This is a genomic window from Leclercia sp. UBA5076, assembly GCF_002416465.1.
Lineage (GTDB): Bacteria > Pseudomonadota > Gammaproteobacteria > Enterobacterales > Enterobacteriaceae > Enterobacter.
In genome coordinates this window covers 47,110-71,497 of the sequence record NZ_DIAO01000008.1, presented here as the reverse complement: position 1 = coordinate 71,497, position 24,388 = coordinate 47,110, and the positions used below count along the sequence as shown (strand labels likewise).

27 protein-coding genes are annotated in these 24,388 nt (G+C 55.4%); 10 read left to right on the top strand and 17 right to left on the bottom strand.

What is annotated here, in order from left to right:
* Positions 1-25: 25 nt before the first annotated feature.
* Positions 26-607, bottom strand: coding sequence for a superoxide dismutase [Fe] (gene sodB / locus B3X29_RS07700; RefSeq protein WP_159339043.1), 582 nt, complete (start codon positions 605-607; stop codon positions 26-28).
* 122 nt (positions 608-729) lie between these two features.
* Positions 730-1,554, bottom strand: coding sequence for a C40 family peptidase (locus B3X29_RS07695; RefSeq protein WP_156654384.1), 825 nt, complete (start codon positions 1,552-1,554; stop codon positions 730-732).
* A gap of 336 nt (positions 1,555-1,890) precedes the next feature.
* Here B3X29_RS07695 and grxD point away from each other — a divergent pair, with 336 nt between their 5' ends.
* A complete protein-coding gene (gene grxD / locus B3X29_RS07690) occupies positions 1,891-2,238 on the top strand; it encodes a monothiol glutaredoxin 4 (protein WP_032617810.1) in 348 nt (115 codons plus the stop codon).
* A 44-nt stretch (positions 2,239-2,282) separates the two neighbouring features.
* On the opposite strand, the gene rnt is transcribed toward grxD, so the two are convergent.
* From rnt to eptA, 5 genes are all read right to left on the bottom strand, one after another.
* Positions 2,283-2,933, bottom strand: a complete 651-nt coding sequence (gene rnt / locus B3X29_RS07685) for a ribonuclease T (RefSeq protein ID WP_103179361.1) — start codon at positions 2,931-2,933, stop codon at positions 2,283-2,285.
* Between the two features lie 95 nt (positions 2,934-3,028).
* On the bottom strand, positions 3,029-3,436 hold the full coding sequence (gene gloA / locus B3X29_RS07680; RefSeq protein ID WP_103179362.1) for a lactoylglutathione lyase: 408 nt from the start codon (positions 3,434-3,436) through the stop codon (positions 3,029-3,031).
* 83 nt (positions 3,437-3,519) lie between these two features.
* Complete coding sequence (locus B3X29_RS07675; protein WP_114315181.1) at positions 3,520-4,617, bottom strand: alkene reductase; 1,098 nt, start codon at positions 4,615-4,617, stop codon at positions 3,520-3,522.
* 53 nt (positions 4,618-4,670) lie between these two features.
* Entirely contained in the window at positions 4,671-5,270 is a 600-nt protein-coding gene (locus B3X29_RS07670; protein WP_159339041.1) for a TetR/AcrR family transcriptional regulator, read from the bottom strand.
* A 38-nt stretch (positions 5,271-5,308) separates the two neighbouring features.
* On the bottom strand, positions 5,309-6,937 hold the full coding sequence (gene eptA / locus B3X29_RS07665) for a phosphoethanolamine transferase EptA (RefSeq protein ID WP_159339325.1): 1,629 nt from the start codon (positions 6,935-6,937) through the stop codon (positions 5,309-5,311).
* Between the two features lie 147 nt (positions 6,938-7,084).
* Between eptA and B3X29_RS07660 the strand changes: the two genes are divergently transcribed.
* The 3 genes from B3X29_RS07660 (at position 7,085) to sodC (ending at position 8,869) form a co-directional block, all read left to right on the top strand.
* A complete protein-coding gene (locus tag B3X29_RS07660; protein WP_103179366.1) occupies positions 7,085-7,324 on the top strand; it encodes a DUF1289 domain-containing protein in 240 nt (79 codons plus the stop codon).
* 49 nt (positions 7,325-7,373) lie between these two features.
* Positions 7,374-8,270, top strand: coding sequence for an aldo/keto reductase (locus B3X29_RS07655; protein WP_156654386.1), 897 nt, complete (start codon positions 7,374-7,376; stop codon positions 8,268-8,270).
* Positions 8,271-8,350: 80 nt separating this feature from the next.
* On the top strand, positions 8,351-8,869 hold the full coding sequence (sodC, locus tag B3X29_RS07650) for a superoxide dismutase [Cu-Zn] SodC (RefSeq protein ID WP_103179368.1): 519 nt from the start codon (positions 8,351-8,353) through the stop codon (positions 8,867-8,869).
* Here the strand turns inward: sodC and B3X29_RS07645 are convergent.
* Genes B3X29_RS07645 through B3X29_RS07635 form a run of 3 tightly spaced genes read right to left on the bottom strand, consistent with a single transcriptional unit; the run spans position 8,848 to position 11,980 of the window.
* Positions 8,848-10,881 (bottom strand): FUSC family protein, encoded by a 2,034-nt coding sequence (locus B3X29_RS07645; protein ID WP_159339039.1) that lies wholly within the window; start codon positions 10,879-10,881, stop codon positions 8,848-8,850. The two genes, sodC and B3X29_RS07645, sit on opposite strands and share 22 nt — an antisense overlap.
* Positions 10,878-11,741 carry an HlyD family secretion protein gene (locus B3X29_RS07640; protein ID WP_156654388.1) on the bottom strand — a complete coding sequence of 288 codons (864 nt, stop codon included), beginning with the start codon at positions 11,739-11,741 and terminating at the stop codon, positions 10,878-10,880. Before B3X29_RS07640 ends, B3X29_RS07645 begins: the two co-directional genes overlap by 4 nt.
* A gap of 2 nt (positions 11,742-11,743) precedes the next feature.
* Entirely contained in the window at positions 11,744-11,980 is a 237-nt protein-coding gene (locus tag B3X29_RS07635) for a DUF1656 domain-containing protein (protein WP_103823914.1), read from the bottom strand.
* 187 nt (positions 11,981-12,167) lie between these two features.
* Between B3X29_RS07635 and slyA the strand changes: the two genes are divergently transcribed.
* Complete coding sequence (gene slyA / locus B3X29_RS07630; RefSeq protein WP_290517672.1) at positions 12,168-12,608, top strand: transcriptional regulator SlyA; 441 nt, start codon at positions 12,168-12,170, stop codon at positions 12,606-12,608.
* Between the two features lie 36 nt (positions 12,609-12,644).
* On the opposite strand, the gene B3X29_RS07625 is transcribed toward slyA, so the two are convergent.
* Positions 12,645-14,003 carry a sensor domain-containing diguanylate cyclase gene (locus tag B3X29_RS07625; RefSeq protein WP_159339037.1) on the bottom strand — a complete coding sequence of 453 codons (1,359 nt, stop codon included), beginning with the start codon at positions 14,001-14,003 and terminating at the stop codon, positions 12,645-12,647.
* Positions 14,004-14,187: 184 nt separating this feature from the next.
* Positions 14,188-14,655, bottom strand: a complete 468-nt coding sequence (gene slyB / locus B3X29_RS07620) for an outer membrane lipoprotein SlyB (RefSeq protein WP_103179374.1) — start codon at positions 14,653-14,655, stop codon at positions 14,188-14,190.
* A 285-nt stretch (positions 14,656-14,940) separates the two neighbouring features.
* On the opposite strand from slyB, the gene anmK reads away from it, so the two are divergent.
* From anmK to pdxY, 5 genes are all read left to right on the top strand, one after another.
* Entirely contained in the window at positions 14,941-16,065 is a 1,125-nt protein-coding gene (gene anmK / locus B3X29_RS07615) for an anhydro-N-acetylmuramic acid kinase (RefSeq protein ID WP_103179375.1), read from the top strand.
* Positions 16,066-16,161: 96 nt separating this feature from the next.
* A complete protein-coding gene (gene mliC, locus B3X29_RS07610) occupies positions 16,162-16,485 on the top strand; it encodes a C-type lysozyme inhibitor (protein WP_159339035.1) in 324 nt (107 codons plus the stop codon).
* A 57-nt stretch (positions 16,486-16,542) separates the two neighbouring features.
* Positions 16,543-17,199, top strand: coding sequence for a pyridoxamine 5'-phosphate oxidase (pdxH, locus tag B3X29_RS07605; protein WP_159339033.1), 657 nt, complete (start codon positions 16,543-16,545; stop codon positions 17,197-17,199).
* 126 nt (positions 17,200-17,325) lie between these two features.
* Positions 17,326-18,600: a tyrosine--tRNA ligase gene (gene tyrS, locus B3X29_RS07600; RefSeq protein WP_103179378.1), complete on the top strand. Its 1,275-nt coding sequence runs from the start codon at positions 17,326-17,328 to the stop codon at positions 18,598-18,600.
* Positions 18,601-18,663: 63 nt separating this feature from the next.
* Positions 18,664-19,524, top strand: a complete 861-nt coding sequence (pdxY, locus tag B3X29_RS07595; protein WP_103179379.1) for a pyridoxal kinase PdxY — start codon at positions 18,664-18,666, stop codon at positions 19,522-19,524.
* Positions 19,525-19,607: 83 nt separating this feature from the next.
* Here the strand turns inward: pdxY and gstA are convergent, their stop codons facing one another.
* The 5 genes from gstA to rsxG form a co-directional block, all read right to left on the bottom strand.
* Complete coding sequence (gstA, locus tag B3X29_RS07590) at positions 19,608-20,213, bottom strand: glutathione transferase GstA (RefSeq protein WP_159339031.1); 606 nt, start codon at positions 20,211-20,213, stop codon at positions 19,608-19,610.
* Positions 20,214-20,321: 108 nt separating this feature from the next.
* A complete protein-coding gene (gene dtpA, locus B3X29_RS07585; RefSeq protein ID WP_103179381.1) occupies positions 20,322-21,830 on the bottom strand; it encodes a dipeptide/tripeptide permease DtpA in 1,509 nt (502 codons plus the stop codon).
* A 615-nt stretch (positions 21,831-22,445) separates the two neighbouring features.
* Positions 22,446-23,081 carry an endonuclease III gene (gene nth / locus B3X29_RS07580; protein WP_103179382.1) on the bottom strand — a complete coding sequence of 212 codons (636 nt, stop codon included), beginning with the start codon at positions 23,079-23,081 and terminating at the stop codon, positions 22,446-22,448.
* On the bottom strand, positions 23,078-23,764 hold the full coding sequence (locus tag B3X29_RS07575; protein WP_103179383.1) for an electron transport complex subunit E: 687 nt from the start codon (positions 23,762-23,764) through the stop codon (positions 23,078-23,080). Before B3X29_RS07575 ends, nth begins: the two co-directional genes overlap by 4 nt.
* The gene (gene rsxG, locus B3X29_RS07570) at positions 23,761-24,387 is read right to left on the bottom strand and encodes an electron transport complex subunit RsxG (RefSeq protein ID WP_103179384.1); all 627 of its coding nucleotides are present in this window, start codon (positions 24,385-24,387) and stop codon (positions 23,761-23,763) included. The genes B3X29_RS07575 and rsxG overlap by 4 nt, the downstream gene beginning before the upstream one ends.
* Between the last annotated feature and the right edge of the window lies 1 nt (position 24,388).

Below are 24,388 nucleotides of genomic sequence, written 5' to 3'. Positions count from 1 at the left end.
AAGGCCCGGCCTTCTGCGTTTTTCGTTATGCCGCGAAGTTCTTCGCAACAAATTCCCAGTTTACCAGCGCCCAGAAGTGCTCGAGGTAGTTCGGGCGCGCATTACGGTAATCGATGTAGTAAGCGTGTTCCCATACATCCACCGTTAACAGTGGGGTAGCGTTGCTGGTCAACGGCGTGCCCGCATTGGACGTGGAAACGATGGCCAGTTTCCCGTCCGCCTCTTTCACCAGCCAGGTCCAGCCCGCGCCAAAGTTTTTCACCGCGGCGTCGGTAAACTTCGCTTTAAATTCCGCAAAGCTACCAAAGGTGGCGATGATGGCGTCAGCCAGATCACCCGTCGGTTCACCACCGGCCTGAGGCGCCAGGCAGTGCCAGTAGAAGGTGTGGTTCCACACCTGCGCGGCGTTATTGAAGATGCCGCCCTCAGAACTACGCACGATCTCTTCCAGGGTTTTCCCTTCAAATGGGGTGCCGGCGATCAGGTTATTCAGGTTGGTGACATAGGTCTGGTGATGTTTGCCGTAGTGGTACTCCAGGGTTTCCGCAGAAATATGCGGGGCCAGAGCTTCTTTTGCATACGGTAATGCAGGTAATTCAAACGACATTGCTTCTCTCCTTATTATAGTGAACCATCCAATAACCATATTGAATGTAAGGATAGAGTAGCAAATTGAAAGACCCTACAAAAGAGGAACTTACCCCGCAGGCTTACCCGCGGGGCAGGGGGTTAACGCAGCGTGCTGGGCTTCATCACGCGGCGAGCGCCAACGTAATGGCGCTGCCAGTACTCTTCGCTCAGGGAGGTGATCTGAATATCCTGGCCGGTACGCGGCGACTGAATAAATTTGCCGTTGCCAACGTAGACACCAACGTGATCGGCGGTGCCGCGACCCTGGGTGCGGAAGAACACCAGATCGCCGCTTTCGAGCTCACCGCGATCCACCGGGGAGGCGTCACGCAGATGGTACATTTCGTTGGCGGTACGCGGAATGCGGAACTTAACCAGATCTTTATAGGCGTAATAGACCAGGCCGCTGCAGTCGAAACCGGTACGCGGTGAGCTGCCGCCCCAGCGATACGGTTTACCAATCTGGCCCATTAGCTTATTTAGCGCCGTTTTCTGCGCTTTTTGCACCCGGACTTTATGCGCTTCGGCAAGGGTCGTGGTCTTGCTGGTTTTCACGCACTGCGCTTTATGGCCTTTACGGGAAGTACATTTTTCTGTCACAACGCGCGAAGCGGTTTGAGTTGTACGGGGCGCGCTGCGGGAGGAATTTTTGCTTTTCTTACTGGAGGTGGCTGGCTGTGTTTTAGCGAGGCTGCTTTTTTTGCTGCTGCTCTTTTTACTGGCGGTGCTTTTTTTGCTGGTGCTCTCTTTCTTCGTGGTTTTGCCGCTGCTGCTTTTTTTCTTCGGTTCGGTGGCTTTTGCCAGATGCGTTTTGTGGGCGGCAGAAGGCCGCGCCTGCTCTGAGGCGTTTGCCACCGGCGTGAAGGTGAGAGATGAAAACAGCAAAGCACAGAGCGTGATCGAGAATTTATTTATTCGCGCCACTGGGCATTCCCCTGGTAATAGCTGGATATAAATTATCCTGCGTCTGATTTACAAAACTTGTCGATTCTAATCTATAAAAAGCCCCTGCGTTAATAAACTTTTTGCATCTAAAACTGCGTTTCGTTAGCAAGTGCAAAAAAACAGAATTTCAACCGGTTGATTTGTACATTCGCTGAGCAAAGACGCAGGGGGGAACGGGATAAGGTAGTTTTACAATGCAACTTTACGTCACGCGCGGTAAAATCCTGTACGTGACGAAAATGTTATTTTCCGTAGTCGGCCTGAAACGCTACAATGTCAGACTATTGCCGTAACAGAAGTAAAAGGAAGCAAGACATGAGCACTACTATTGAAAAAATTCAGCAGCAGATTGCTGAAAACCCGATCCTGCTGTACATGAAAGGTTCTCCGAAACTGCCTAGCTGTGGTTTCTCCGCTCAGGCGGTGCAGGCGCTCTCTGCCTGTGGCGAACGTTTTGCTTACGTTGATATTCTGCAGAACCCGGATATCCGCGCTGAGCTGCCAAAATACGCTAACTGGCCGACCTTCCCGCAGCTGTGGGTTGACGGTGAACTGGTTGGCGGTTGCGACATCCTGATTGAGATGTATCAGCGCGGCGAACTGCAGCAGCTGATCAAAGAGACGGCTGCGAAGTACAAATCTGAAGAGCCAGGCGCCGAGTAATCTCGCGCACGGTAAATAAAAAAGCGACCTTCCGGTCGCTTTTTTTATGCGTTGTTGCCAACATCTGGCAGCGGCCAGCCGCCGAGACGCTTCCAGCGGTTAACGATTTCGCAAAACAGTTCCGCCGTGCGTTCGGTATCGTACAGGGCGGAGTGCGCCTGTGTGCCGTCAAAATCGATACCGGCGGTAATACAGGCTTTCGACAGCACGGTTTGCCCCAGCGCCAGCCCGCTTAAGGCCGCGGTATCGAAGGTCACAAACGGGTGGAACGGATTACGTTTCAGCGACGCCCGCTCGGCGGCAGCCATCATAAAGCTGTGATCGAAGGTAGCATTGTGCGCCACCATGATCGCGCGATTACAGTTCTGCTCTTTCATGCCCTTGCGCACCATTTTAAAGATGGCATGCAGCGCGTCATATTCACTCACTGCCCCACGCAGCGGGTTATGCGGATCAATGCCATTAAATGCCAGCGCCTCAGGCTGCAGGTTCGCCCCTTCAAAGGGTTCAACGTGAAAATGCAGCGTGGTATCCGGCAGCAAATTGCCCTGTTCATCCATCTTCAACGTGATGGCGGCAATTTCCAACAGCGCATCGGTTTTGGCGTTAAATCCAGCGGTTTCGACATCAATCACGACAGGATAAAAACCACGAAAACGGTCGCACAGACCGGTAAGTTGAGCGTTATCGGACATCTGGATCTCTTACAAGGGGAAAAAGCAGTGCGTATTATGGCAAATTTTGAGGCGAGATGCAGTAAAACAACGGGCGCATGGCGCGCCCGTCAGGATCAGTTGCCCAGACCGCGACCGGCGTCTTTGGCTTCGATCAGTTCGATTTTATAACCGTCCGGATCTTCAACGAAGGCGATAACGGTGGTGCCGCCCTTAACCGGACCCGCTTCACGGGTCACGTTGCCGCCGTTGCTGCGGATCCGCTCGCAGGCTTCTGCCGCGTTATCCACTTCCAGGGCGATATGACCATAGGCTGTACCCAGCTCGTAGCTATCCACACCCCAGTTATAGGTGAGTTCGATAACCGCTTCGTCGCTCTCCGGGCCATAACCGACAAAGGCCAGGGAGTATTTGTATTCCGGGTTTTCGCTGGTGCGCAGCAGGGTCATGCCCAGCACGTTAGTGTAAAACTCGATGGAACGTTGCAGATCGCCAACGCGCAGCATGGTGTGAAGTAGGCGCATATTATCCTCTTAGCTTTTATCATCTTGAACAGAAACGATGTTTTAGTATAGCGGCGAAGTGTCGCCGCTATCAATGCGGGGGCTTATAAAGAGGGATAATCGGTGTAACCTTCCGCGCCGCCGCCGTAGAAGCTCTCCGGACGCTGCGGGTTCAGCTCGGCTTTGCGCTGCAGGCGAGCCACCAGGTCCGGGTTGGCGATATAGGCGCGGCCAAAGGCCACGGCATCGATCAGCCCTTTGTTAATCAGATCTTCGGCTTTCTCCGGTGTATAAGCCCCGGCGCCGATGATCACGCCCGGGAAGCGGTCACGCACTTTCTGACGGAAGGCATCGGTGTATGGCTCACCGCCCGCCCAGTCTGGCTCGGACATGTGCAGATAAGCGATGCCGCGTTTTGCCAGCTCTTCGATCAGGTACAGCGCGTCGGCTTCTTCGTTCGGGCCGTTATCCACGTTCTGGAAAGAACCGATTGGCGAGACGCGAATACCAATGCGATCCGCGCTCCACTCTGCAGAAACCGCATCAATCACCTCAAGCACCAGACGGGCGCGATTCTCAACGCTGCCGCCATACTGGTCAGTACGCTGGTTAGAGGAAGGCGACAGGAACTGGTGCAGCAGATAGCCGTGGGCCCCGTGCAGTTCAACCAGATCGAAACCAGCTTCGCGGGCATTGGCGACGGCCTGGCGGAAATCGTTCACGATCCCCGGGATCTCGTCCAGCTCCAGCGCACGTGGCGTGGTGGTGTCAACGCGAATGGCGTTGCCATTCTCATCGCGCAGGGAGGTGCGGGTCCCCGCATTGATCGCAGAGGCAGATACCGGCGCCTGACCGCCAGGCTGGATGCTGCTGTGGGAGATACGGCCAGTGTGCCACAGCTGAACCGCGATGCGGCCATCTTCAGCATGCACGCCGTCGGTGATTTTCTTCCACGCCGCGATCTGCTCCGGGCTGTGCAGGCCAGGGGCGCCGGCATAACCTTTTGCCTGAGCAGAAATTTGCGTGGCTTCGGAGATGATCAGTCCCGCGCTGACGCGCTGGCGATAGTATTCGCCCATCAGCGGCGTTGGGATATCGCCCGGCTCAATGCTGCGCAGGCGGGTGAGGGGCGCCATAAAGACACGGTTTGGTGCTTCGATTGCGCCCACCTTAAGCGGGGTAAACAATTTTTCAGCTGACATAAAGGCTCCTGAGTAGACCGGTCGTCTAGTAATTTGCGAAATAAAAACGCCTGTTAACTGCCAGGCGTAGCAATGATGGTTTTGACATGATCCAGCGCGCTCTCAAGCGGCAGCGCGCTGCGGGACATTTTGGCCTGCAGATTGGCCCCCAGCCACAGGGAGTAGAGCACCTGCGCCTGGGTGAGCGGTTCCCCGACGAAGGCCAGGGATTTCTCCTCCCGCCCCTTCGCCAGCGCCTGCGCCAGCAGGGTGATGACACCCGTGGCCCCTTTATCCATTGCCGTGCGCATATCTTCCGAGAGATCGCACACTTCAGCAGAGAGTTTTACCGTCAGACAGCCGCTGATAATGCCCTGGGCGCAGAACTGGGCCAGCGTCTCCTGATAATAAGCCAGAACACGATCGCGATAATTGCCCTGACCGCTGGCGAAGTGGCTGGCCAGACGCTGATGGTAATCCGCGTAATGCCGCTCCAGCAGCGCCACGCCAAACGCCTCTTTTGAGCGGAAGTAGTGATAAAACGACCCCTTCGGCACATCGGCGGTTTTCAGCAGCTCGCTCAGACCCATCCCGGTGAACCCGCGGTGCATGCAAAGACGCTCGCCGGTCGCAAGGAGTTGTTCGCGTGTATCGTGTTCAGTGTGCTTATTCATGTCGACAATGTAATAGACCAATCGGTCTATTGCAAGCCTTACGTTCGACGACAGGCGGTAAGCAGATCCATCTGCGGCTGATAGACGGAGGTGCGAATGTTCATCATCCCCAGCACCGTGGAGAAAAGATTATCCTGCGACACCGCCTCTTTCGCGGCCTGATTACGCAGGCACAGCGCATCCACGCCAAAATTCTTTTTATAGTCCTGCGAGAGCCAGAACATGAACGGAATGTGCGTCTGCTGCGAAGGTGCCAGCATATACGGCGTACCGTGCAGGTAAAGACCGTTTTCCCCCAGCGATTCGCCATGATCGGAGAGATAAACCAGCGCCGTGTTCATCGTCGCCTGACGCGCCTTCAGGGCGTCGATGGTTTTACTCACCACGCTGTCGGTATAGAGGATGGTATTGTCATAAGTGTTCATCAGCGCCTGGTGATCGCAATCCTGGATCTGGTTGGTGTCACAGGTCGGCGTAAATTTGCGGTACTGCTCCGGATAGCGCTGATAGTAGGCCGGGCCGTGACTGCCCATCAGGTGGATCACCAGCACCGTATCCTGTTTAAGCCCATCAAGGGTCTCATTCAGACGATAGAGGTTAACGTCATCAATACAGGATTTATCCTTACAGAACTGATCCAGCTTCCACTGGGTCATGTCGGTATGCGGGATGCGATTACAGGCCCCTTTGCAGCCGCCATCGTTATCACGCCACAGCAGGTTTACCCCGGCGTGGGCCAGCACATCGAGCAACCCTTCCTGATGATGGGCCAGATCGGCATCATATTTTTTGCGCGGCATTCCTGAGAACATGCACGGCACGGAGACGGCAGTTTCAGTGCCGCAGGAGGAGGCCTGCGGGAAGTTAATCATCTCCTGCTTTTCCAGTTCAGGGTTAGTGTCACGCCCGTAACCGTTGAGGGAGTAGTTTTCAGCCCGGGACGCCTCGCCAATCACCAGCACCAGCACGGTTTTTTTCTGCTGCGCCAGCAGCACCGGGCCTTTACGCGCGTCTTCCCCGAGATGGATGAGAGTCTGGTCGCCGGCAAACCAGCGCGCCTTGCTGTACTTAACGATGGCGCTGACGTAGTTCGCTGGCGTCACCATTTTGACGATGCCTTTGTTGTTGCGAAACAGCGAGGCGTAGTCCTTATAAAAGAGTGCGGCCACCAGAAGGATCACCACCAGGCTCGCGAGGATGGCCGCCACGCGCATCAACAGCGTCTGCCACCACTTACCCGGACGAATACGAATCAGCGCCAGCACGGCGGCTGGCACCAGCCCGGCGATCGCCAGCCACAGCACCAGCTGCGGAGTGATAAGCGCCGTGGCCTCCTGAGAGTTGGTCTCGAAGACGTTAACCATCATATTCTGGTCAATCACCGCCCCGTAGGTAAACATGAACCAGGTCGCCGCCGCGCATCCCAGAGTGAGCAACACCAGCAGCGGTTTGCGGATGAGTGGAATATTCAGAATGCTGAAGACGATGACCCAGCCGCAGAAAAGTACCAGCGGCACGGTCAGGGCAAAGACAAAATCATGCAGCCGGGCGGGGGCGATCACCTGCCAGCTGCGGTGAATAAAGAGGGCGTTTAACAGGGTAAACAGGAGCGCGCAGCCCAGCGTAAATTTTGTATCGTTACACTGTAACTTTTTTAACATCTGCATCATCGTCAACCAGCAAGAATAGTGATGAGGCGAGTATAGGGAGCGAAGATTAGTGAAACCTTAATGCCACAATTCTGTGGTTGACCTCTTGCGTAACCCCGGCTTAAGGTCTTCACTTTACTGAATCTTGGGTTTCGGGAGGTGCGTGTGGCTGAACAACTGGAGTTCTTTCCTGTCCAGAGCCCGTGCCGCGGTATTTGCCAGTCGGATGAGCGAGGGTTTTGTCGCGGCTGTATGCGCAGCCGGGAAGAGCGTTTTAACTGGCAGTCGATGAGCGATGCCCAGAAACAGGAGATCCTGCGCCTGTGCCGCCAGCGTCTTTTGCGTAAATTGCGCGCAAACAAGCCCCCTGAAGCTGAAGAACCTCAGCAGCCCTCACTTTTTTAGCGTCACAAACGCGTATACTCTCCCCAGACTTTTTTTAAAGGAAATTGGTATGGTTCAGCGTATTACCCTTGCCCCGCAGGGCCCGGAGTTTTCTCGTTTTGTGATGGGCTACTGGCGTCTGATGGACTGGAACATGTCCGCCCAGGAGCTGGCCAGTTTTATTGAAGAGCATCTGGATCTGGGGATCACCACTGTCGATCACGCCGATATTTATGGCGGCTACGAGTGTGAAGCAGCCTTTGGTGAGGCGATGAAGCTCTCTCCCGCGCTGCGTGAGCGTATGGAGATCGTCACCAAATGCGGTATCGCCACCACGGCGAAAGCGGAGCATGCCCTCGGCCACTACATTACCGACCGCGACCATATTATTCGTAGTGCAGAACAGTCCCTCACGAATCTGGCGACCGATCGCCTTGACCTGCTGCTGATCCACCGTCCCGATCCGCTGATGGACGCCGATGAGGTTGCCGAAGCCTTCCTCGCCCTGCACCAGAGCGGCAAGGTGCGCCATTTTGGCGTCTCTAACTTTACGCCAGCCCAGTTTGCCCTGCTGCAGTCGCGTCTGCCGTTCACCCTGGCGACTAACCAGGTTGAAATTTCGCCGGTTTATCAGCCGCTGCTGCTGGACGGTACCCTCGATCAGCTCCAGCAGCTGCGTATTCGCCCGATGGCCTGGTCCTGCCTCGGCGGTGGTCGCCTGTTTAATGATGATGCCTTCCAGCCGCTGCGCGATGAGCTGGCGAAGGTGGCCCAGGAGCTGAATGCCGAAACTATCGAGCAGGTGGTCTATGCGTGGATTTTACGTCTGCCATCCCAACCGCTGCCGATCATTGGTTCCGGCAAAATTGAACGTGTACGTTCAGCGCTGGCAGCAGAGCAGCTGAACATGACCCGCCAGCAGTGGTTCCGCATCCGCAAAGCCGCGCTGGGTTACGACGTGCCGTAATTCTCTATTTGTCTGACTTTCCGGTTAAAACGTTGCCCCTGGTATAAACTTAAGGGGCAAAAAATAACCAAGGAGGTCATATGAAGCGATTTACTCTGGCAGCGTTAACGCTGGTGGTTTGTGCAGGTGCGCAGGCTGCCAGCGAAGAAGTAAAGATGAACCTCGTCACCTCTCAGGGGATCGGCCAGTCCATCGGGACAGTCACCATCACTGAAACCGATAAAGGCCTGGAGTTTTCCCCGGATCTCAAAGCCCTCCCTCCGGGCGAACACGGTTATCACGTCCATGCCAAAGGCTCCTGCGAACCGGCCATGAAAGATGGCAAACCGTCCGCCGCTGAGGCCGCGGGTGGACACCTCGATCCCCATAACACCGGCAAACATGAAGGGCCGGAGGGGATGGGCCACTTAGGCGATCTGCCAGCGCTGGTGGTCAACAATGACGGTAAAGCGACCGACCCGGTCGTTGCCCCGCGCCTCAAAAAGCTGGATGAGGTAAAAGGCAAAGCGCTGATGATCCATGTCGGTGGGGATAATATGTCGGATCACCCTAAACCTCTTGGCGGTGGCGGGGAGCGCTACGCCTGCGGGGTGATTTGATCGCTGAGGGTGCCCGGTGCGGGTGCCTGTTCCAGCTGGGATAGCGAGCAGTGCAGTCGCCAGATCAGGGCCGCAAGCTCTTGTCCGGCGGGCTGCGGATGATGCGACAGAGTGTCACAGATACGCTGAAGCTCATCCAGCGTGGCGGCCAGGGGACGCTGCTGTACGCCGCGTTCGCTCATGATGTCACGCAGCAGTGAGACGGCGACGTCGCGCACCCGGGCCAGCGGATCCGAGCGCGTCTCCCAGTCCCGTAACTGCCAGACCACATGGCTGCAGTTCAGCAGCACCACTCCCCAACGCAGCAGCCAGCGTCGCGCCAGCGCATCCTGACTGTTATTGAGCTGGTTAACATGGTGATAGACCAGCGATTCATAGCCATTCTCGCTGAGCCGCGGCCTGCGGCTCAGCTGATCGACAAATCCGCGCCGCAATTCGCGAATGTGACGACGGCTCTTACGCGCATCGGAGCCCGGACGCAGCACCGCAAAGGCCAGCCACGTCAGCCCCACGCCAAGTATTTTTGCCAGGTTGTCATTGAGAAAATCGGCAAAGTCATACACCGGCGGGTTGGTCACTGAAATAAATGAACCCATAAAGACAATAAGCTGCCCCCACAGACCGGCGAGGGCGGGCATCTGCTGCTTCATAAGTTGCATGGTGGTCAGCAGCGGGAAGAGAAACAGCAGGAACAGCCAGAGGTCCGAGATCTGCACCATCAGACCAAACTTGACCACAAAGCTGAAGAGCGAGAGCAGGATTAGGGTGCGCAGCAGCAGCGTGAGCGAATTAAAGGGCGAGGCCGCCACCGAATAGAGCACGCTGCTGATCGCGGCCAGGGTCAGGGCCGCCCCCCCTGCATCCCACTGGGCGGCAATGGTCCAGGCGCCTACCAGGCTAAGGGCGCAAAAGGTGCGAAAGCCGCTCCAGAGCGCTTCCAGATTATCAGTATGCCGGGCCAGCGCCGGGCTGCGGGGAACGATAAATTCTGTTATCGGCGTCGCGGTTTCAACGGCTTTTATCCAGCGGCTGCTCTGTAGATACAGACGGCAGAAATAGCGTAGTCGCAGCCAGAAGGCACGATGGCGGTAATCCGCGTCGGTGCCTGGCCTCAGTGGAGCAAGGATCCGCGCCACGTTATAAAAATCGGCGTCAGGACGGGCAAGGGCGGCGAGGAGTTGATCGATAACCTCCCGGGTGTGGGCGGGCGGATTGGGCCAGTTCAGCAGCATGCGGCGCAGACTGGAGATGGCGCTGGTCATCCGAAGCTGCTGGTGGAGGAGATAATTAAGCAGGGCATTCTGGCGGCGAAAACGGTAGTGGCTCCAGAAAGCCTGGATACGCAGCAGGTTCATGGTCAGGATCTGGGCGATAACCTTCTCGTGGGCCAGGCGAATGGCATCGTTACTGTCGGGCTGCCATAGCAGGCTGGCGTGCTCCAGCAGCCGGGTGTGCATGGCTTTCAGCGCGGTGATGAGGGCTTTGCCGTCGGAGGTGCTGGGCAGGATCATCATCATCACCCCGCCGCTAAGGATGCCAATAATAACTTCGCACACGCGGGCCTGGGCGATATCCCACAGCTGGGTGGTGTCGAGAATATCAATGACCGGGAACGCGATGATCGCCGCGGTGTATCCAGCCAGCTGGAAGGCATAGGCGACGTTATTGGTGAAATGGGCGCAGGCCCAGGTGCAAAGCGCCAGCCAGGCCGCCATGCTGAACAGAAATAGCCACGGGTCGTTGAGCGTATGACCGGCAATAATCAGCGCAGCGGTGGCACCGAGCAGGCTGCCCGCCACGCGGCCAAGGCTTTTACTGATCACACCGCCAACGGTCGGGAAGCTGACCACCGCCGCCGAGGTCATCGCCCAGTAGGGTTCGTCGAGGTTAAGACAGTAGGCGACAGTGAGAGCCAGGCACATCGCTATCCCGTTGCGCAGGGCGTAGCGCCACTGCGCCGGGGTCGCCTTTATCCACGGCAGGTTGCGCCATGAAAAAGCGGGGAGGTTCACCGGGCGGTTCCCACAGAGACGGTACAGGTGGTGCCGGAGACCAGCGTCAGGTCAGGCGGTAGCTTGTCGAAACTGATGCGCACCGGGATGCGCTGCGCCAGCCTCACCCAGGGAATATTAGGTTTCACGTCGGGCACTAGCCCTGAATCGGTCTCCACGCTCTGATCGTAGATAGCCCGACCAATACTCGATACGTGACCCTGTAACGTTTGCGAACTGCTGTAGAGTACGATCTGCACCGGCGCACCCTCACGGATATGCCGGAGCTTGGTCTCTTCAAAATAGCCCACCACGTAAAAGGAGTGGCTGTCGACCAGGGCGAACACCGGCTGGCCCGTGGAGGCGTAATCACCCACCCGGGTTGAAAGATTGGTGACCCAGCCGTCCACCGGTGCTTTAACCACCGTCTGGGTCAATTGCCACTGCGCCTGTTTTAGCGTCGCTTCAGCCACCGCTACGTTGGCCTGCATCGCTTTGACGTTAATATTGGCGGTATCCAGATCTTCGGCGGAGATATATTTTTGCGACAGGTGGCGGCGCCGGTTCGCTTCATTATTGGCTTTTGAGAGATCGGACTGAGCTTTTGCCAGCTGCGCCTCGGCGTTAAGCACTGCAATATGGAACGGGGTCTGATCAATTCTGAAGAGCACCTCTCCCGCATGGACAAACTGGTTATCTTTAATGTGCAGGGTGGTAATCGTGCCGGAAACCTGGGGCGTCACGCTGACCTGCTCGGCGCGCACCTTTCCGTCCCGGGTCCAGGGGGACTGCATATAATAATTCCATAGCCACCATCCGGCGATAAGCGCCACGGCCAGAACCAGTAATGATGAAAAATATTTAATTGTTTTCATAAGCATAGTCACCACACAATGAGCAGAACCAGGCCCAGGCAGACTGCAAGGACGAATAACGAAAGATCCATCAGCATGGGGTGCCAGATTTCACCGGAATAGATCCAGTCGCGCAGCAAGCGGTGGGTGACCAGCCAGAGAATAAAACCCAGCATCACCGCTTTGAACAGAGGGGGAAAGTAAACCGAGGCACCTACTATCAGATCCTGAAGCGGTAACCCCGAGGCGTTAAGCGTGAACGTCACGTGCCGGTTCCTTTGCAAATTGGTCGTGGCCAAAAAGCGCGGCCGCATAACGCGCTGGGGCGTCACAACAAAGTGTAAATCAGACTCTCATCAAGGATGTATGCAGTATTGCATTTGTTTTGGCAATATAAATGCTGCACACTATTCTAAAATCAGTATAATAACTTAGCAAGCTAATTATAAGGAGATGAAATTGGAATCGCCACTAGGTTCTGATCTGGCAAGGTTAGTACGCATCTGGCGTGCTCTGATTGACCATCGCCTGAAACCTCTGGAATTGACACAGACGCATTGGGTCACGCTGCATAACATCCATCAGCTGCCACCCGACCAGTCACAGATCCAACTGGCAAAAGCGATTGGCATCGAGCAGCCATCACTGGTACGAACGCTCGATCAACTGGAAGAGAAGGGGCTGATTTCACGCCAGACCTGCGCCAGCGATCGTCGTGCCAAGCGGATTAAACTCACTGAGAAAGCCACCCCCATCATCACAGAGATGGAGGCGGTGATCAGCAAAACGCGCGGTGAGATCCTCTCAGGGATCACGCCCGCCGAACTGGAACTGCTGATGTCGCTGGTAGCCCGGCTTGAGCACAATATCAATGAGCTACAGTCCCGCGACTAACCTTTAAAAAAGCCTTGCGAACGCAAGGCTTTTTCTTTACTGGAACACGACCACCCGGTTACGTCCGCTCTCTTTTGCCTCGTACATCGCCTTATCTGCACGCCCGACGCACTCTTCCGCACTGATTTTCGCTATGGCGGTAAACACGCCCATACTGATGGTGATGGGCTCGGGAAGTTGTCCCTCCGAGCTGGCTTTATCGAAGCTGCTCAGTTTTAAGCGTATCCGCTCCGCAACCTGGCGCGCCGCTTCAGGGGGGGTATGGGTTAACAGCAGAACAAATTCTTCTCCCCCGATACGCGCCGCAACGTCATTTGGCCGGACGGAATCCATCAGCAGCTGGGCGACAAACTGCAACACCTTATCCCCCTGCAGGTGCCCGTAGCAGTCGTTGATGCGCTTAAAACGATCGAGATCGCTGACGATGACCGAGACCGGCTCCGTCGGGTTCACCGTATGAAGGGCGTGGTTCAGGGCATCATAAAAATAGCTGCGGTTGTAGAGGCGTGTCAGCGGATCGCGAATGGAGTTCTCGTAAGACTGTTGATATTTCAGGTGCGATTTTCGATACAGATTAAATACGTCGTAAAGCAGCACGAACATAATCAGCAGCGTGGCGACGGCTTCAAATAACCGTGCGCGATACCACGAGATATCTTCTGCCTGTCCACCTAAAAACAACATGGCAAGCGTGGCAATATAACAGAGGCATAAGAAATTCCCGCCCACCCAGAACAGATTGCGCACCCGCGTCGTACGCAACAATATCGCCAATGCAATAACCCAGAGCGTGATGAGCGTGATGTTAATGGGCCGTTTCCACAGCAACAGATATTGCCGGGTGTCGTTGTCGACCAAATCTAATGATAATAAAGCCACGTTGCTGGAGTAGAGCCAGGCCAGTATCAATATCAGGGCCGTAAAAATAAACATGCCTGAAATAATCGAAAGATGGAAAATTCGCGACAGTGGCCGGCTGCGGATAGCGTACAGCACAGCCGCAACGATAAAGAGCATGGCCATCAGCAGATGACGGAACGCAAAGTAGATCATGGCGTCGTTATAGTTAACGACGTTGAACTGATAAAGATCCAGCCAGGCCGGGAAGCTGGATAGCGTGCCCACCATCAACAGTGCGGAACCGATAAAGGCGAATGCAAAGGACATCAGATATAAACGCATTCTGTCGCACCAGTATTTCATTACCATAAAACAGGCGATGAACAGGTGAAATACCAGTAAAAAAATGGTGAGCATAGGAAAGAGAAACGGGGAAAATGACGCCGTCTTTCCGACCAGGCCAAAAAAAAGAGAGTGTAAAATTCCGATGACAATAAAGCAGCCCACAAAAAACTGCGCATACTTGTTCTTAATATAATGATTTATCGCAAGCATAAATATTTCAAATAAAGAAAAAACGATTTGCGAATCATCTCATAAGCGCAGGGGGAATACTTTGCGCAGGAACAAGCGGCACGAGAATTAAATATAAATAATGTGAATGTATTAAATTAATATATTTATATTAGTAATGCTTAATGGTGCGGGGCGTGATCGGATGACCACGCCCATAACGTTATTAACGTGGGGAGACGGTGACCTGGCTGCCGTTGCTGGCCAGTACCACACGTTGACCAGCAGCAAACCGCGTATTGCCCTGTTTCTGGACCACCATAATGGTGCTGCCGTCATCCTTGCGGATCTCTAACTCAACGCCCTGGGATTTGTTCATCGCACCCTGGACGCCCTGACCCGCAACGCCACCGGCTACGGCACCCGCCGCGGTTGCCAGTGAACGGCCTGTGCCGCCACCCACGGTGTTACCGAGGAAGCCACCCAGTACCGCACCGCCAAGTGCGCCGATCACGTTGTTTTCATCACCACCCTGAATCTGTACCGGGCGCGCGTTCACGATGGTGCCGTAAGTGACATTCTGAACCTGTTTCGCCTCAGAGGCACTGTAAACGTCCCCGGACAGGGAGTTGTCATTAACACAGCCAGCCAGAGTGAATCCAACCAGCGAAACGGCCAGTACACGTAAAATCATTTGAATCTCCTGTTCACCAAAAACGCTCGTTGAGCATCCGTTATGGCTAAATTATATGGCATCGGGTGCCATAAATCCTATCTTTGCTCAAACACAATCAGAATGGTACTCGATTCTCACTCAACCATAGCTATACAAGCGACGATGTCACCCTGCAGGAGATACGGATTATTCCTGGAATGACGCCCAGCGCCAGCTATTGTTAAAAAGTATGAGTCCATCGTAGCATTGATAATCGGTTTATGGTGGAGTGAGTCATCAGCCCAAACGGATTAAGGAAAACGGATGAAATCGGGTCGCTACATTGGCGTAATGTCAGGAACCAGTCTGGATGGTGTGGATGTCGTCCTGGCGGCAATAGACGAGAATATGGTTGCCCAGCAGGCAAGCCTTAGCTGGCCTATTCCCCAGGAGACGAAACAGGCGATCCTGAATATCTGTCAGGGCCAACAGCTGACGCTGTCGCAGCTGGGACAGCTTGATACGCAGCTCGGACGCCTGTTCGGTGATGCGGTGCTGGCGCTGATGAACCAGGAGAATCTTCGTCCGCAGGATGTGGTGGCGATCGGCTGTCACGGGCAAACGGTCTGGCATGAGCCGGGCGGCGACGCGCCGCATACGTTGCAGATAGGCGATAACAACCAAATCGTCGCCAAAACCGGCGTGACGGTGGTGGGGGATTTCCGCCGCCGCGACATGGCCCTGGGCGGGCAGGGCGCACCGCTGGTCCCCGCGTTCCACCACGCCCTGCTGGCGCATCCGACGGAGCGCCGCATGGTGCTCAACATCGGCGGCATCGCCAATCTTTCTTTATTGATCCCAGGCCAGCCGGTACGCGGCTTCGACACCGGGCCGGGAAATATGCTGATGGACGCCTGGATCTGGCGTCAGGCGGGTAAAGCCTACGATAAAGACGCCCAGTGGGCATGCAGCGGTAAAGTTATTATCCCGCTGCTGCAAAGCATGCTCAGCGATCCCTATTTTGCCGCACCGGCGCCGAAAAGCACTGGCCGCGAATACTTCAACTACGGCTGGCTTGAGCGTCAGCTGGCGAACTTCCCGGGCCTGGCGCCTGAGGATGTACAGGCCACGCTGGCGGAGCTTACTGCCGTTTCGGTCTCGGAACAGGTGCTGCTGAGCGGGGGCTGCGAGCGTCTGCTGGTGTGCGGCGGTGGCAGCCGTAACCCACTGGTGATGACCCGTCTCGCCGGTCTGCTGCCGGGCACGGAGGTAACCACCACCGACAAGGCAGGGATCAGCGGCGATGACATGGAGGCGCTGGCCTTTGCCTGGCTGGCGTGGCGCACGGTGGCTGGTCTGCCGGGGAACTTACCCTCGGTAACCGGAGCCCGTGAAGCGAGCGTGTTAGGTGCTGTTTTTCCAGCGAATCCGCGGCAAAATCAGAGTTAACCGAATTTCACTTAAGCCTGCTGTGGGTAAGAATAGCCGAAAAAACGGGAGGGCCTACGCGCCCTCCGGGACCAGGAAAGTCTTCGGAATTTACCCATGAAAAAACTGCTTCTTGCTTTTACTCCCTTTCTGCTGGCGAGCTGTAGCGTTTACAACCAGTTCGTCGAGTGCATGCAAACCGACACGCTGGCCTATCAGTGCGACGAAAAGCCCCTTACCGTTAAGCTCAATAATCCCCGTCAGGAAGTCAGTTTCGTGTACGACAATAAGCTGCTGACGCTGAAACAGGGGATCTCCGCTTCCGGGACCCGATACAGCGACGGGGTGTATGTCTTCTGGTCGAAAGGCGACAGTGCAACGGTCTACAAGCGCGATCGCATTGTGCTGAACAATTGTCAGATCGAAAATCCGAAGCGTTGAGATTTTGCAGGGGGCGGCGCACAATAGCGTCACCCATTGTCAACGTCAGTTAACGCCATGTCAGATAACGACGAATTGCAGAAAATTGCGCACCTGCGGCGCGAATACACCAAAGGCGGCCTGCGTCGCCAGGATCTCCCCGCCGAGCCGCTGGTGCTGTTTGAGCACTGGCTAAAACAGGCCTGTGAAGCACAACTTGCCGATCCCACCGCGATGGTGGTTGCCACCGTCGATGAAAATGGCCAACCCTGGCAGCGCATCGTGCTGCTCAAACATTACGATGACAAAGGACTGGTGTTCTACACCAACCTTGGCAGCCGTAAGGCGCAGCATCTGGAAAACAACCCGCGTATCAGTTTGCTCTTCCCGTGGCATATGCTGGAGCGCCAGGTGATGGTCACCGGCTCCGTTGAACGTCTCTCAACCATTGAAGTGGTGAAGTATTTCCACAGCCGTCCGCGGGACAGTCAGATTGGTGCCTGGGTCTCTAAACAGTCGAGCCGTATCTCTGCCCGCGGCGTGCTGGAGAGCAAATTCCTTGAGCTGAAACAGAAATTCCAGCAGGGCGAAGTGCCGCTGCCGAGTTTCTGGGGCGGCTTCCGCGTCTCCGTTCAGCAGATGGAATTCTGGCAGGGCGGTGAACATCGCCTTCACGACAGGTTTATCTATCAGCGCGATAACGGCGCGTGGAAAATCGATCGGCTGGCACCCTAATCCCCGAAATTTGTTCTCTTAAGCGCTGGCGCTACGTTGGTCAGCGCTTTATTCTATGTACCTTTCGCGTCTGGCGAAAAGTCGTGTACCGGCAAAGGTGCAGTCGTTTTATACATGGAGAATTTGATGGCAAGCAGTAACTTGATTAAACAATTGCAAGAGCGGGGGCTGGTAGCCCAGGTGACGGATGAGGAAGCGTTAGCAGAGCGACTGGCGCAAGGCCCGATCGCGCTCTATTGCGGCTTCGATCCTACCGCTGACAGCTTGCATTTGGGGCATCTGGTTCCTTTGTTATGCCTGAAACGCTTCCAGCTGGCTGGCCATAAGCCTGTGGCTCTGGTCGGTGGCGCAACGGGTCTGATTGGTGACCCAAGCTTCAAAGCCGCTGAGCGTAAACTGAATACGGCGGATACCGTAGAGGAGTGGGTGGCGAAAATCCGCAAACAGGTCGCGCCATTCCTCGACTTTGACTGTGGTGAAAACTCCGCGATCGCTGCGAACAACTACGACTGGTTTGGCAGCATGAACGTGCTGACCTTCCTGCGGGATATCGGTAAACACTTCTCCGTTAACCAGATGATCAACAAAGAAGCGGTGAAGCAGCGTCTGAACCGTGACGATCAGGGCATCTCCTTTACCGAGTTCTCCTACAACCTGCTGCAGGGGTATGACTTTGCCTGTCTGAACAAGCTGCACGGCGTTGCGCTGCAGATTGGCGGCTCCGATCAGTGGGGTAACATCACCTCCGGTATCGATCTGACTCGTCGTCTGCACCAGAATCAGGTCTTCGGTCTGACCGTTCCGCTGATCACCAAAGCGGACGGCACCAAGTTCGGTAAAACTGAAGGCGGCGCGGTATGGCTCGATCCGAAGAAAACCAGCCCGTACAAGTTCTACCAGTTCTGGATCAACACCGCAGATGCTGACGTTTATCGCTTCCTGAAGTTCTTCACCTTTATGGACATTGAAGAGATCAATGCTCTTGAAGAAGAAGACAAAAACAGCGGTAAAGCGCCACGCGCCCAGTACGTGCTGGCCGATGAGGTCACTAAGCTGGTTCACGGCGAAGAGGGCTTAGCGGCGGCCAAGCGCATTACCGCCAGCCTGTTTAACGGCACCCTGAGCGATCTGAGCGAAGCAGACTTCGAACAGCTGGCGCAGGATGGCGTGCCAATGGTGGAGATGGAAAAAGGCGCCGATCTGATGCAGGCCCTGGTCGACTCTGAGCTTCAGCCGTCCCGTGGCCAGGCGCGTAAAACCATCGCCTCTAACGCCATCACCATTAACGGTGAAAAACAGTCTGACGCGGAGTACGTCTTCGCTGACAGCGATCGCCTGTTTGGTCGTTATACCTTGCTGCGTCGCGGTAAAAAGAATTACTGTCTGGTTTGCTGGAAATAATCATAAAAGCACAGGGGCGTGGGAAACCACGCCCCTTTATTTTTTCAGGGTTGTGGTAAGAAAATGAAGAATATCCTCGCCATCCAGTCCCACGTCGTTTTTGGGCATGCTGGCAACAGCGCCGCAGAATTTCCGATGCGCCGTCTCGGGGCCAATGTCTGGCCGTTAAATACCGTTCAGTTTTCCAACCATACGCAATACGGCAAATGGACCGGTTGCGTGATGCCGCCCGCTCATCTCACAGAGATTGTTCAGGGCATCGCTGATATCGACAAACTCAAAACCTGCGATGCCGTGCTGAGCGGTTATCTTGGATCAGCCGAGCAGGGCGAGCATATTCTCGGTATTGTTCGCCAGGTGAAGGCGGCGAACCCGGCGGCGAAATATTTCTGCGATCCGGTGATGGGCCATCCGGAAAAAGGCTGTATCGTGGCGCCAGGCGTGGCGGAGTTTCACGTGCGTCACGCTCTTCCGGCCAGCGACATCATCGCCCCAAACCTCATTGAACTGGAGATCCTCTGTGAACATCCGGTGAACAGCGTGGAGGAGGCCGTTGCGGCGTCCCGTGAACTGATTGCGATGGGGCCGGAAATCGTGCTGGTGAAACATCTGGCCCGCGCCGGAATCAGCCCGGATCGCTTTGAGATGCTGCTGGTGACCAAAGATGAAGCCTGGCACATCAGCCGTCCGCTGGTGGATTTTGGCAGCCGTCAGCCGGTGGGCGTGGGCGATGTGACCAGCGGTCTGCTGCTGGTGAAACTGCTGCAGGGGGCAACGGTGCGTGATGCGCTTGAGCACGTCACGGCGGCGGTGTATGAGATTATGATCGCCACCAAAGCCCTGCAGGAGTACGAGTTGCAGGTGGTGGCCGCACAGGACCGGATTGCGAAGCCGGAACACGTTTTTAGCGCGACCCAGCTTTGACCTCAATGCCCGGCGGCGCTGCGCTTACCCGGCCTACAGGTCTTGTAGGCCCGGCAAGCAAAGCGCCGCCGGGCGAAAAGCGCTTACTTTAACCCTTCCGCTTCCAGTGCTGCCGCCACGGCAGGCCGCTCCGCCATACGCGCCATATAGGCGTCAATGTGGCTTAATCCTTCCATGTTCAGCTTCACGGCCCGTGCCCAGCGCAGGACGGTAAACAGATACGCATCGGCAATGGTAAAGCGCTGCCCGCAGATCCACTGATCCTCTTTCAGCGACGCGTTCACATACTGCAGTTTCTTCTCCAGCAGGGCGCGAACGATCGGCTTGTACTCTTCCGGGGTGTCCGGGCGGAACAGCGGGGTAAAACCTTTATGCAGTTCGGTGGCGATGTAGTTCATCCATTCAATGGTTTTATAGCGGGCGATAGTGCCGGCTGGCGCCAGTAGCTGGCGATCCGCGACGCTGTCCGCGAGGTACTGCATAATGGCAACACCCTCGGTGAGCAGGGTGCCATCTTCCAGCTGCAGGGCCGGAACCTGGCCTTTAGGATTCACCGCGAAAAAATCATCGCCGTTTTCCAGACGCTTTTGCATCAGATCAACACCGTTGAGGGTGAAGTCTTTACCGCTCTCGCGCAGCGTAATATGGGAGGCAAGAGAGCAGGCGCCTGGTTTATAGAACAGTTTCATCGGTCACTCCTGTTTACGTAGGTTTACCCTATGTTAGTGCGCCCCATAATAAAAAAAAAGCCGCTAACGCACAGTTAGCGGCTTGTAGTCAGTCGTTTCCCGATGACATTACACGGCGGCGGTGTTGCTCGCTTTAGCGGTATTGTCGTCGTCCTGAGTCATGCGGTTCAGTTTTGGTGCAGTCAGCATCATCAGCACAGCGATAACCGCAGTGGCGATACCAATCTGCAGGAACACGTCACCATAGACATGCAGCGACTGCAGCGGGTCGGTCACATCAGAAGGCACAGCCATCAGGTTGGCGATCTTACCGGCGATGATGGCAGCACCGGCAGTGGTCAGGAACCAGCTACCCATGATGAAGCCCATCAGACGCTGTGGAACCAGCTGTGCAACCATCGCCAGGCCCAGACCGGAGATCATCAGCTCACCGATAGACTGCAGGGCGTAGCTCAGGATCAGCCAGTTCACGGAGACGATACCCGCGTCGCTGGCGAATTCCGCGCCCAGCGGCAGTACCAGGAAGGCACCCGAGCAGAGCACCATGCCCACCGCGAACTTGTGCGGCATTGGCAGGCGGTCGCCCATCTTGTTGTAGATGGCAGCCAGGATCGGGCTACCTACCATGATCCAGAACGGGTTCAGGGCCTGGAACTGCTCAGGCTCGAACGCGATACCCAGGATAGAGTGCTCAACGTTACGGATCGCGAAGAAGTTCAGAGACGTTGGCATCTGGCTGTACAGCACGAAGAAGACAATCGCTTCAACCATCAGGATAAAGGCAACAATCATCTTACGACGCGCCGCGCCCTGCATGGAGAAGGCTTCTTTTGCAAAGATGCAGATGATACCCAGCGCAACCACGCCCAGCACCGCACGGGCAATACCCTGGTTGTGCAGCAGCCAGGTGGCGATAGCAACCAGCACGACAACACCAACCAGCGTCGCCAGCAATTTACCCATCTGTACCGGCGCAAAGTCAGGTTTTGAACCGTACTCTTTCACCCAGCTGCGGCAGAACAGGAAGTTCACCACGGTGATCAGCATACCGACGAAGCTCAGGGCAAACGCCACGCTCCAGCCGAATTTTGCTGCCAGCCACGGGGTTGCCAGCATGGAGAAGAAGGAGCCAATGTTGATGGACATGTAGTACATGGTGAATGCACCGTCCAGACGCGGGTCATCTTTCTTATAACAGGTAGAAAGCAGGGCAGACGGGTTCGCCTTGAACAGGCCGTTACCCACCGCGATGGTCGCCATACCCAGGTAAACCACGCCGGCATCGTGACCGGACCAGGCTACCAGACCATAACCGATCGCCAGAACGATGGCGCCCAGCAGGATGACACGTTTGGTTCCCAGTACTTTATCGCCCAGCCAGCCACCAATTGCGACCAGACCGTAGACCAGAGCACTGAAAGAAGAGAACAGGGTGATGGAATCGGCTTCGGACATACCCAGTTGTTTCACCAGGTAAACCGCCATGATCCCTTGCAGACCGTAGTAACCAAAACGCTCCCACAGCTCAATAGAGAATATGAGATAGAACGATTTAGGTTGTTTGAAAGCGTTAAGACTTACGCTCTCTTCAGCTGGTTTATTGTTTGCAGTAGACACATATACCTCTTTTTTTACATCCCATATTAACGGGGGTGTTCATAGCGTGATGACCGTAGTCCATCCGCTTTATAGTTATAGTGGGAGGGGAAACGGCGGGTAATGTTCACTATCCTGACCCGTCTGGCAAGACGTTTGTAATAGTCTGTTACATTTAACTCAAGCCCTATAATGCGCCAGAAACCTAAATGTTATTTAGCGTTAAATTTTACCGTTTCGGTGAAACTGGTTTTTTTCACTATTCAGTAGGGGAGAAAATCGCCGTATGGCGATATGTTCTGCTGTAAAAGGTGTTGGGCAGTGATATGGCCTATGTTCTGAAAAATAACCGGACATATCTACGGTTGAGAAGGGGGTATTTCTCGATGCTGTAGGGCTTTAGTAGCCATTTTGACACATAAAATTAACAGCGTGTGAACAGAGTGATCGCCATCACATTTATATAGAAAATTTTGCTGACGAAAAAACAATTAACCTGTTTGATTGTTATATAGCCGCACAATGCGCGAACCGTAAACTTTTGCTCAGACAGAAAAACTGCAAAAGGCGAGCCTGAAAGATACTCGTGCTTAATATAAGGTTTTCAGGTGATAAAAAAACCGTCGAATGACGGTTTCAGTGGTCGGTTTTCTCTTTAAATTCACAGAGATCTTCAATAATACAGGAGCCACAGCGCGGTTTACGCGCAATGCAGGTATAGCGTCCGTGGAGGATCAACCAGTGATGGCAGTCGACCTTGAACTCCGCAGGAACCACTTTCAGCAGCTTATCTTCGACCTGCTCCACGTTTTTGCCCGGAGCGAAGTTCGTTCGGTTGCAGACACGAAAGATATGAGTATCCACGGCAATGGTCGGCCAGCCGAAGGCGGTATTCAGCACCACGTTGGCGGTTTTACGGCCCACGCCAGGCAGTGCTTCCAGCGCCGCGCGATCTTCCGGTACCTCACCGCCGTGCAGCTCTATCAGCATCCGGCAGGTCTTGATCACATTCTCGGCTTTGCTGTTAAACAGGCCGATGGTTTTGATGTACGACTTTACCCCCTCAACGCCCAGCTCCAGCATCGCCTGAGGCGTGTTGGCGACGGGGTAGAGCTTCGCGGTGGCTTTATTGACGCTCACGTCAGTCGCCTGCGCGGAGAGCAACACCGCGATCAACAGTTCAAAGGGCGAGGTAAAATTCAGCTCGGTGGTCGGGTGCGGGTTATTCTCACGCAGGCGCTGCAAAATGGTTAAACGTTTCTCTTTGTTCATGAGGCCTTCTCAGGGATCCCTTCCTCTGCGCTGCGCGTGGCAGCGCGGCGTTTACGTTTCTCATCAATGAGGTATTTTACTGCCAGCATCATCCCCAGGCCAATAAACGCGCCAGGGGGCAGCATCGCCAGCAGGAACGGCGTATCGGTGTGGAACACCTCAATGCGCAGAACTTTGGCCCAGCTGCCCAGCAGCGCATCTGCGCCATCGAACAGGGTACCGTTGCCAAGGATTTCACGCATGGCGCCCAGGACAAACATCGCCCCGGTCGCCCCCATGCCGATGGCAAAGCCATCAAGGGCCGAAATCAGCGGATCGTTTTTCACCGCAAAGGCTTCGGCGCGGCCCACCACGATACAGTTGGTGACGATCAGCGGGATAAAAATCCCCAGCGACTGATAGAGGCCAAAGGCCCAGGCGTTGATCAGCATCTGCACGACGCTCACCACCGAGGCGATAATCATCACGTAGATCGGAATACGAATCTCTGACGGCGTCCAGCGGCGCAGGGCAGAGATCGACAGGTTGGTCAGGATCAATACCAGGGTGGTGGCAAGGCCAAGGCCCAACGCGTTGGTAACGGTGGAGGTGACGGCCAGCAGCGGACACATCCCCAGCAGCTGTACCAGCGCGGAGTTGTTTTTCCACAGCCCCTGAACAAAAACCTCTTTTACCTGGCTCATGAACGCTCCTCACAGGCGGGCAGATTGTTAAGTTGCGCAGGCAGCGATTGTGCGTAAACCCCCGCACGTTTAACGGCGTTCACTACCGCACGTGGGGTGATGGTCGCACCGGTAAACTGATCGATATCACCACCATCTTTTTTCACCGCGAACGCCGGATCGTCAATACCGTGGATCACTCTACCAGCGAAATGCAAAATCCAGTCGCTTAAGCGGGTTTCAATCTTATCTCCAAGGCCTGGCGTTTCGTGGTGCTCGGTCACGCGCGTACCCAGCACGGTGCCGGAAAAATCGGTGCCCACCAGCAGCCTGATAGCGCCGGAGTATCCATCCGGGGCGGTGGCCTCCATCACCACGCCGGTCGGCGTATCGCCTTTACGGGCGATAAAAATACGGTGGGTGCCTTTGCCAAGCGCTGGCGTCTGGACAAGATAACAGCTCTTCTGCAGATCGTTATCGTAGATATCTGCCGGGATCACCTGGTCAAACAGCGCTTTTTGCTGACGGGCCGCCTGTTCATCAATGGTGGATTTGGTTAAGCCGTTGACCAGCGCGGTCATGCCGGTGAGCACGGCGGCAAAGAGCGCCAGCGTCACGCCGTGTTTTTGCATCGTTCTTAACATG

Coding starts and splice junctions, on each gene's coding strand:
- mliC (WP_159339035.1), top strand. CDS start 16,162: ATGAAAAAACTGCTTCTTGCTTTTACTCCCTTTCTGCTGGCGAGCTGT.
- rsxG (WP_103179384.1), bottom strand. CDS start 24,387: ATGTTAAGAACGATGCAAAAACACGGCGTGACGCTGGCGCTCTTTGCC.
- pdxH (WP_159339033.1), top strand. CDS start 16,543: ATGTCAGATAACGACGAATTGCAGAAAATTGCGCACCTGCGGCGCGAA.
- B3X29_RS07625 (WP_159339037.1), bottom strand. CDS start 14,003: ATGCTTGCGATAAATCATTATATTAAGAACAAGTATGCGCAGTTTTTT.
- eptA (WP_159339325.1), bottom strand. CDS start 6,937: ATGCAGATGTTAAAAAAGTTACAGTGTAACGATACAAAATTTACGCTG.
- sodC (WP_103179368.1), top strand. CDS start 8,351: ATGAAGCGATTTACTCTGGCAGCGTTAACGCTGGTGGTTTGTGCAGGT.
- rnt (WP_103179361.1), bottom strand. CDS start 2,933: ATGTCCGATAACGCTCAACTTACCGGTCTGTGCGACCGTTTTCGTGGT.
- grxD (WP_032617810.1), top strand. CDS start 1,891: ATGAGCACTACTATTGAAAAAATTCAGCAGCAGATTGCTGAAAACCCG.
- nth (WP_103179382.1), bottom strand. CDS start 23,081: ATGAACAAAGAGAAACGTTTAACCATTTTGCAGCGCCTGCGTGAGAAT.
- B3X29_RS07655 (WP_156654386.1), top strand. CDS start 7,374: ATGGTTCAGCGTATTACCCTTGCCCCGCAGGGCCCGGAGTTTTCTCGT.
- anmK (WP_103179375.1), top strand. CDS start 14,941: ATGAAATCGGGTCGCTACATTGGCGTAATGTCAGGAACCAGTCTGGAT.
- B3X29_RS07670 (WP_159339041.1), bottom strand. CDS start 5,270: ATGAATAAGCACACTGAACACGATACACGCGAACAACTCCTTGCGACC.
- B3X29_RS07640 (WP_156654388.1), bottom strand. CDS start 11,741: ATGCTTATGAAAACAATTAAATATTTTTCATCATTACTGGTTCTGGCC.
- B3X29_RS07575 (WP_103179383.1), bottom strand. CDS start 23,764: ATGAGCCAGGTAAAAGAGGTTTTTGTTCAGGGGCTGTGGAAAAACAAC.
- gstA (WP_159339031.1), bottom strand. CDS start 20,213: ATGAAACTGTTCTATAAACCAGGCGCCTGCTCTCTTGCCTCCCATATT.
- slyB (WP_103179374.1), bottom strand. CDS start 14,655: ATGATTTTACGTGTACTGGCCGTTTCGCTGGTTGGATTCACTCTGGCT.
- pdxY (WP_103179379.1), top strand. CDS start 18,664: ATGAAGAATATCCTCGCCATCCAGTCCCACGTCGTTTTTGGGCATGCT.
- gloA (WP_103179362.1), bottom strand. CDS start 3,436: ATGCGCCTACTTCACACCATGCTGCGCGTTGGCGATCTGCAACGTTCC.
- tyrS (WP_103179378.1), top strand. CDS start 17,326: ATGGCAAGCAGTAACTTGATTAAACAATTGCAAGAGCGGGGGCTGGTA.
- sodB (WP_159339043.1), bottom strand. CDS start 607: ATGTCGTTTGAATTACCTGCATTACCGTATGCAAAAGAAGCTCTGGCC.
- B3X29_RS07675 (WP_114315181.1), bottom strand. CDS start 4,617: ATGTCAGCTGAAAAATTGTTTACCCCGCTTAAGGTGGGCGCAATCGAA.
- slyA (WP_290517672.1), top strand. CDS start 12,168: ATGAAATTGGAATCGCCACTAGGTTCTGATCTGGCAAGGTTAGTACGC.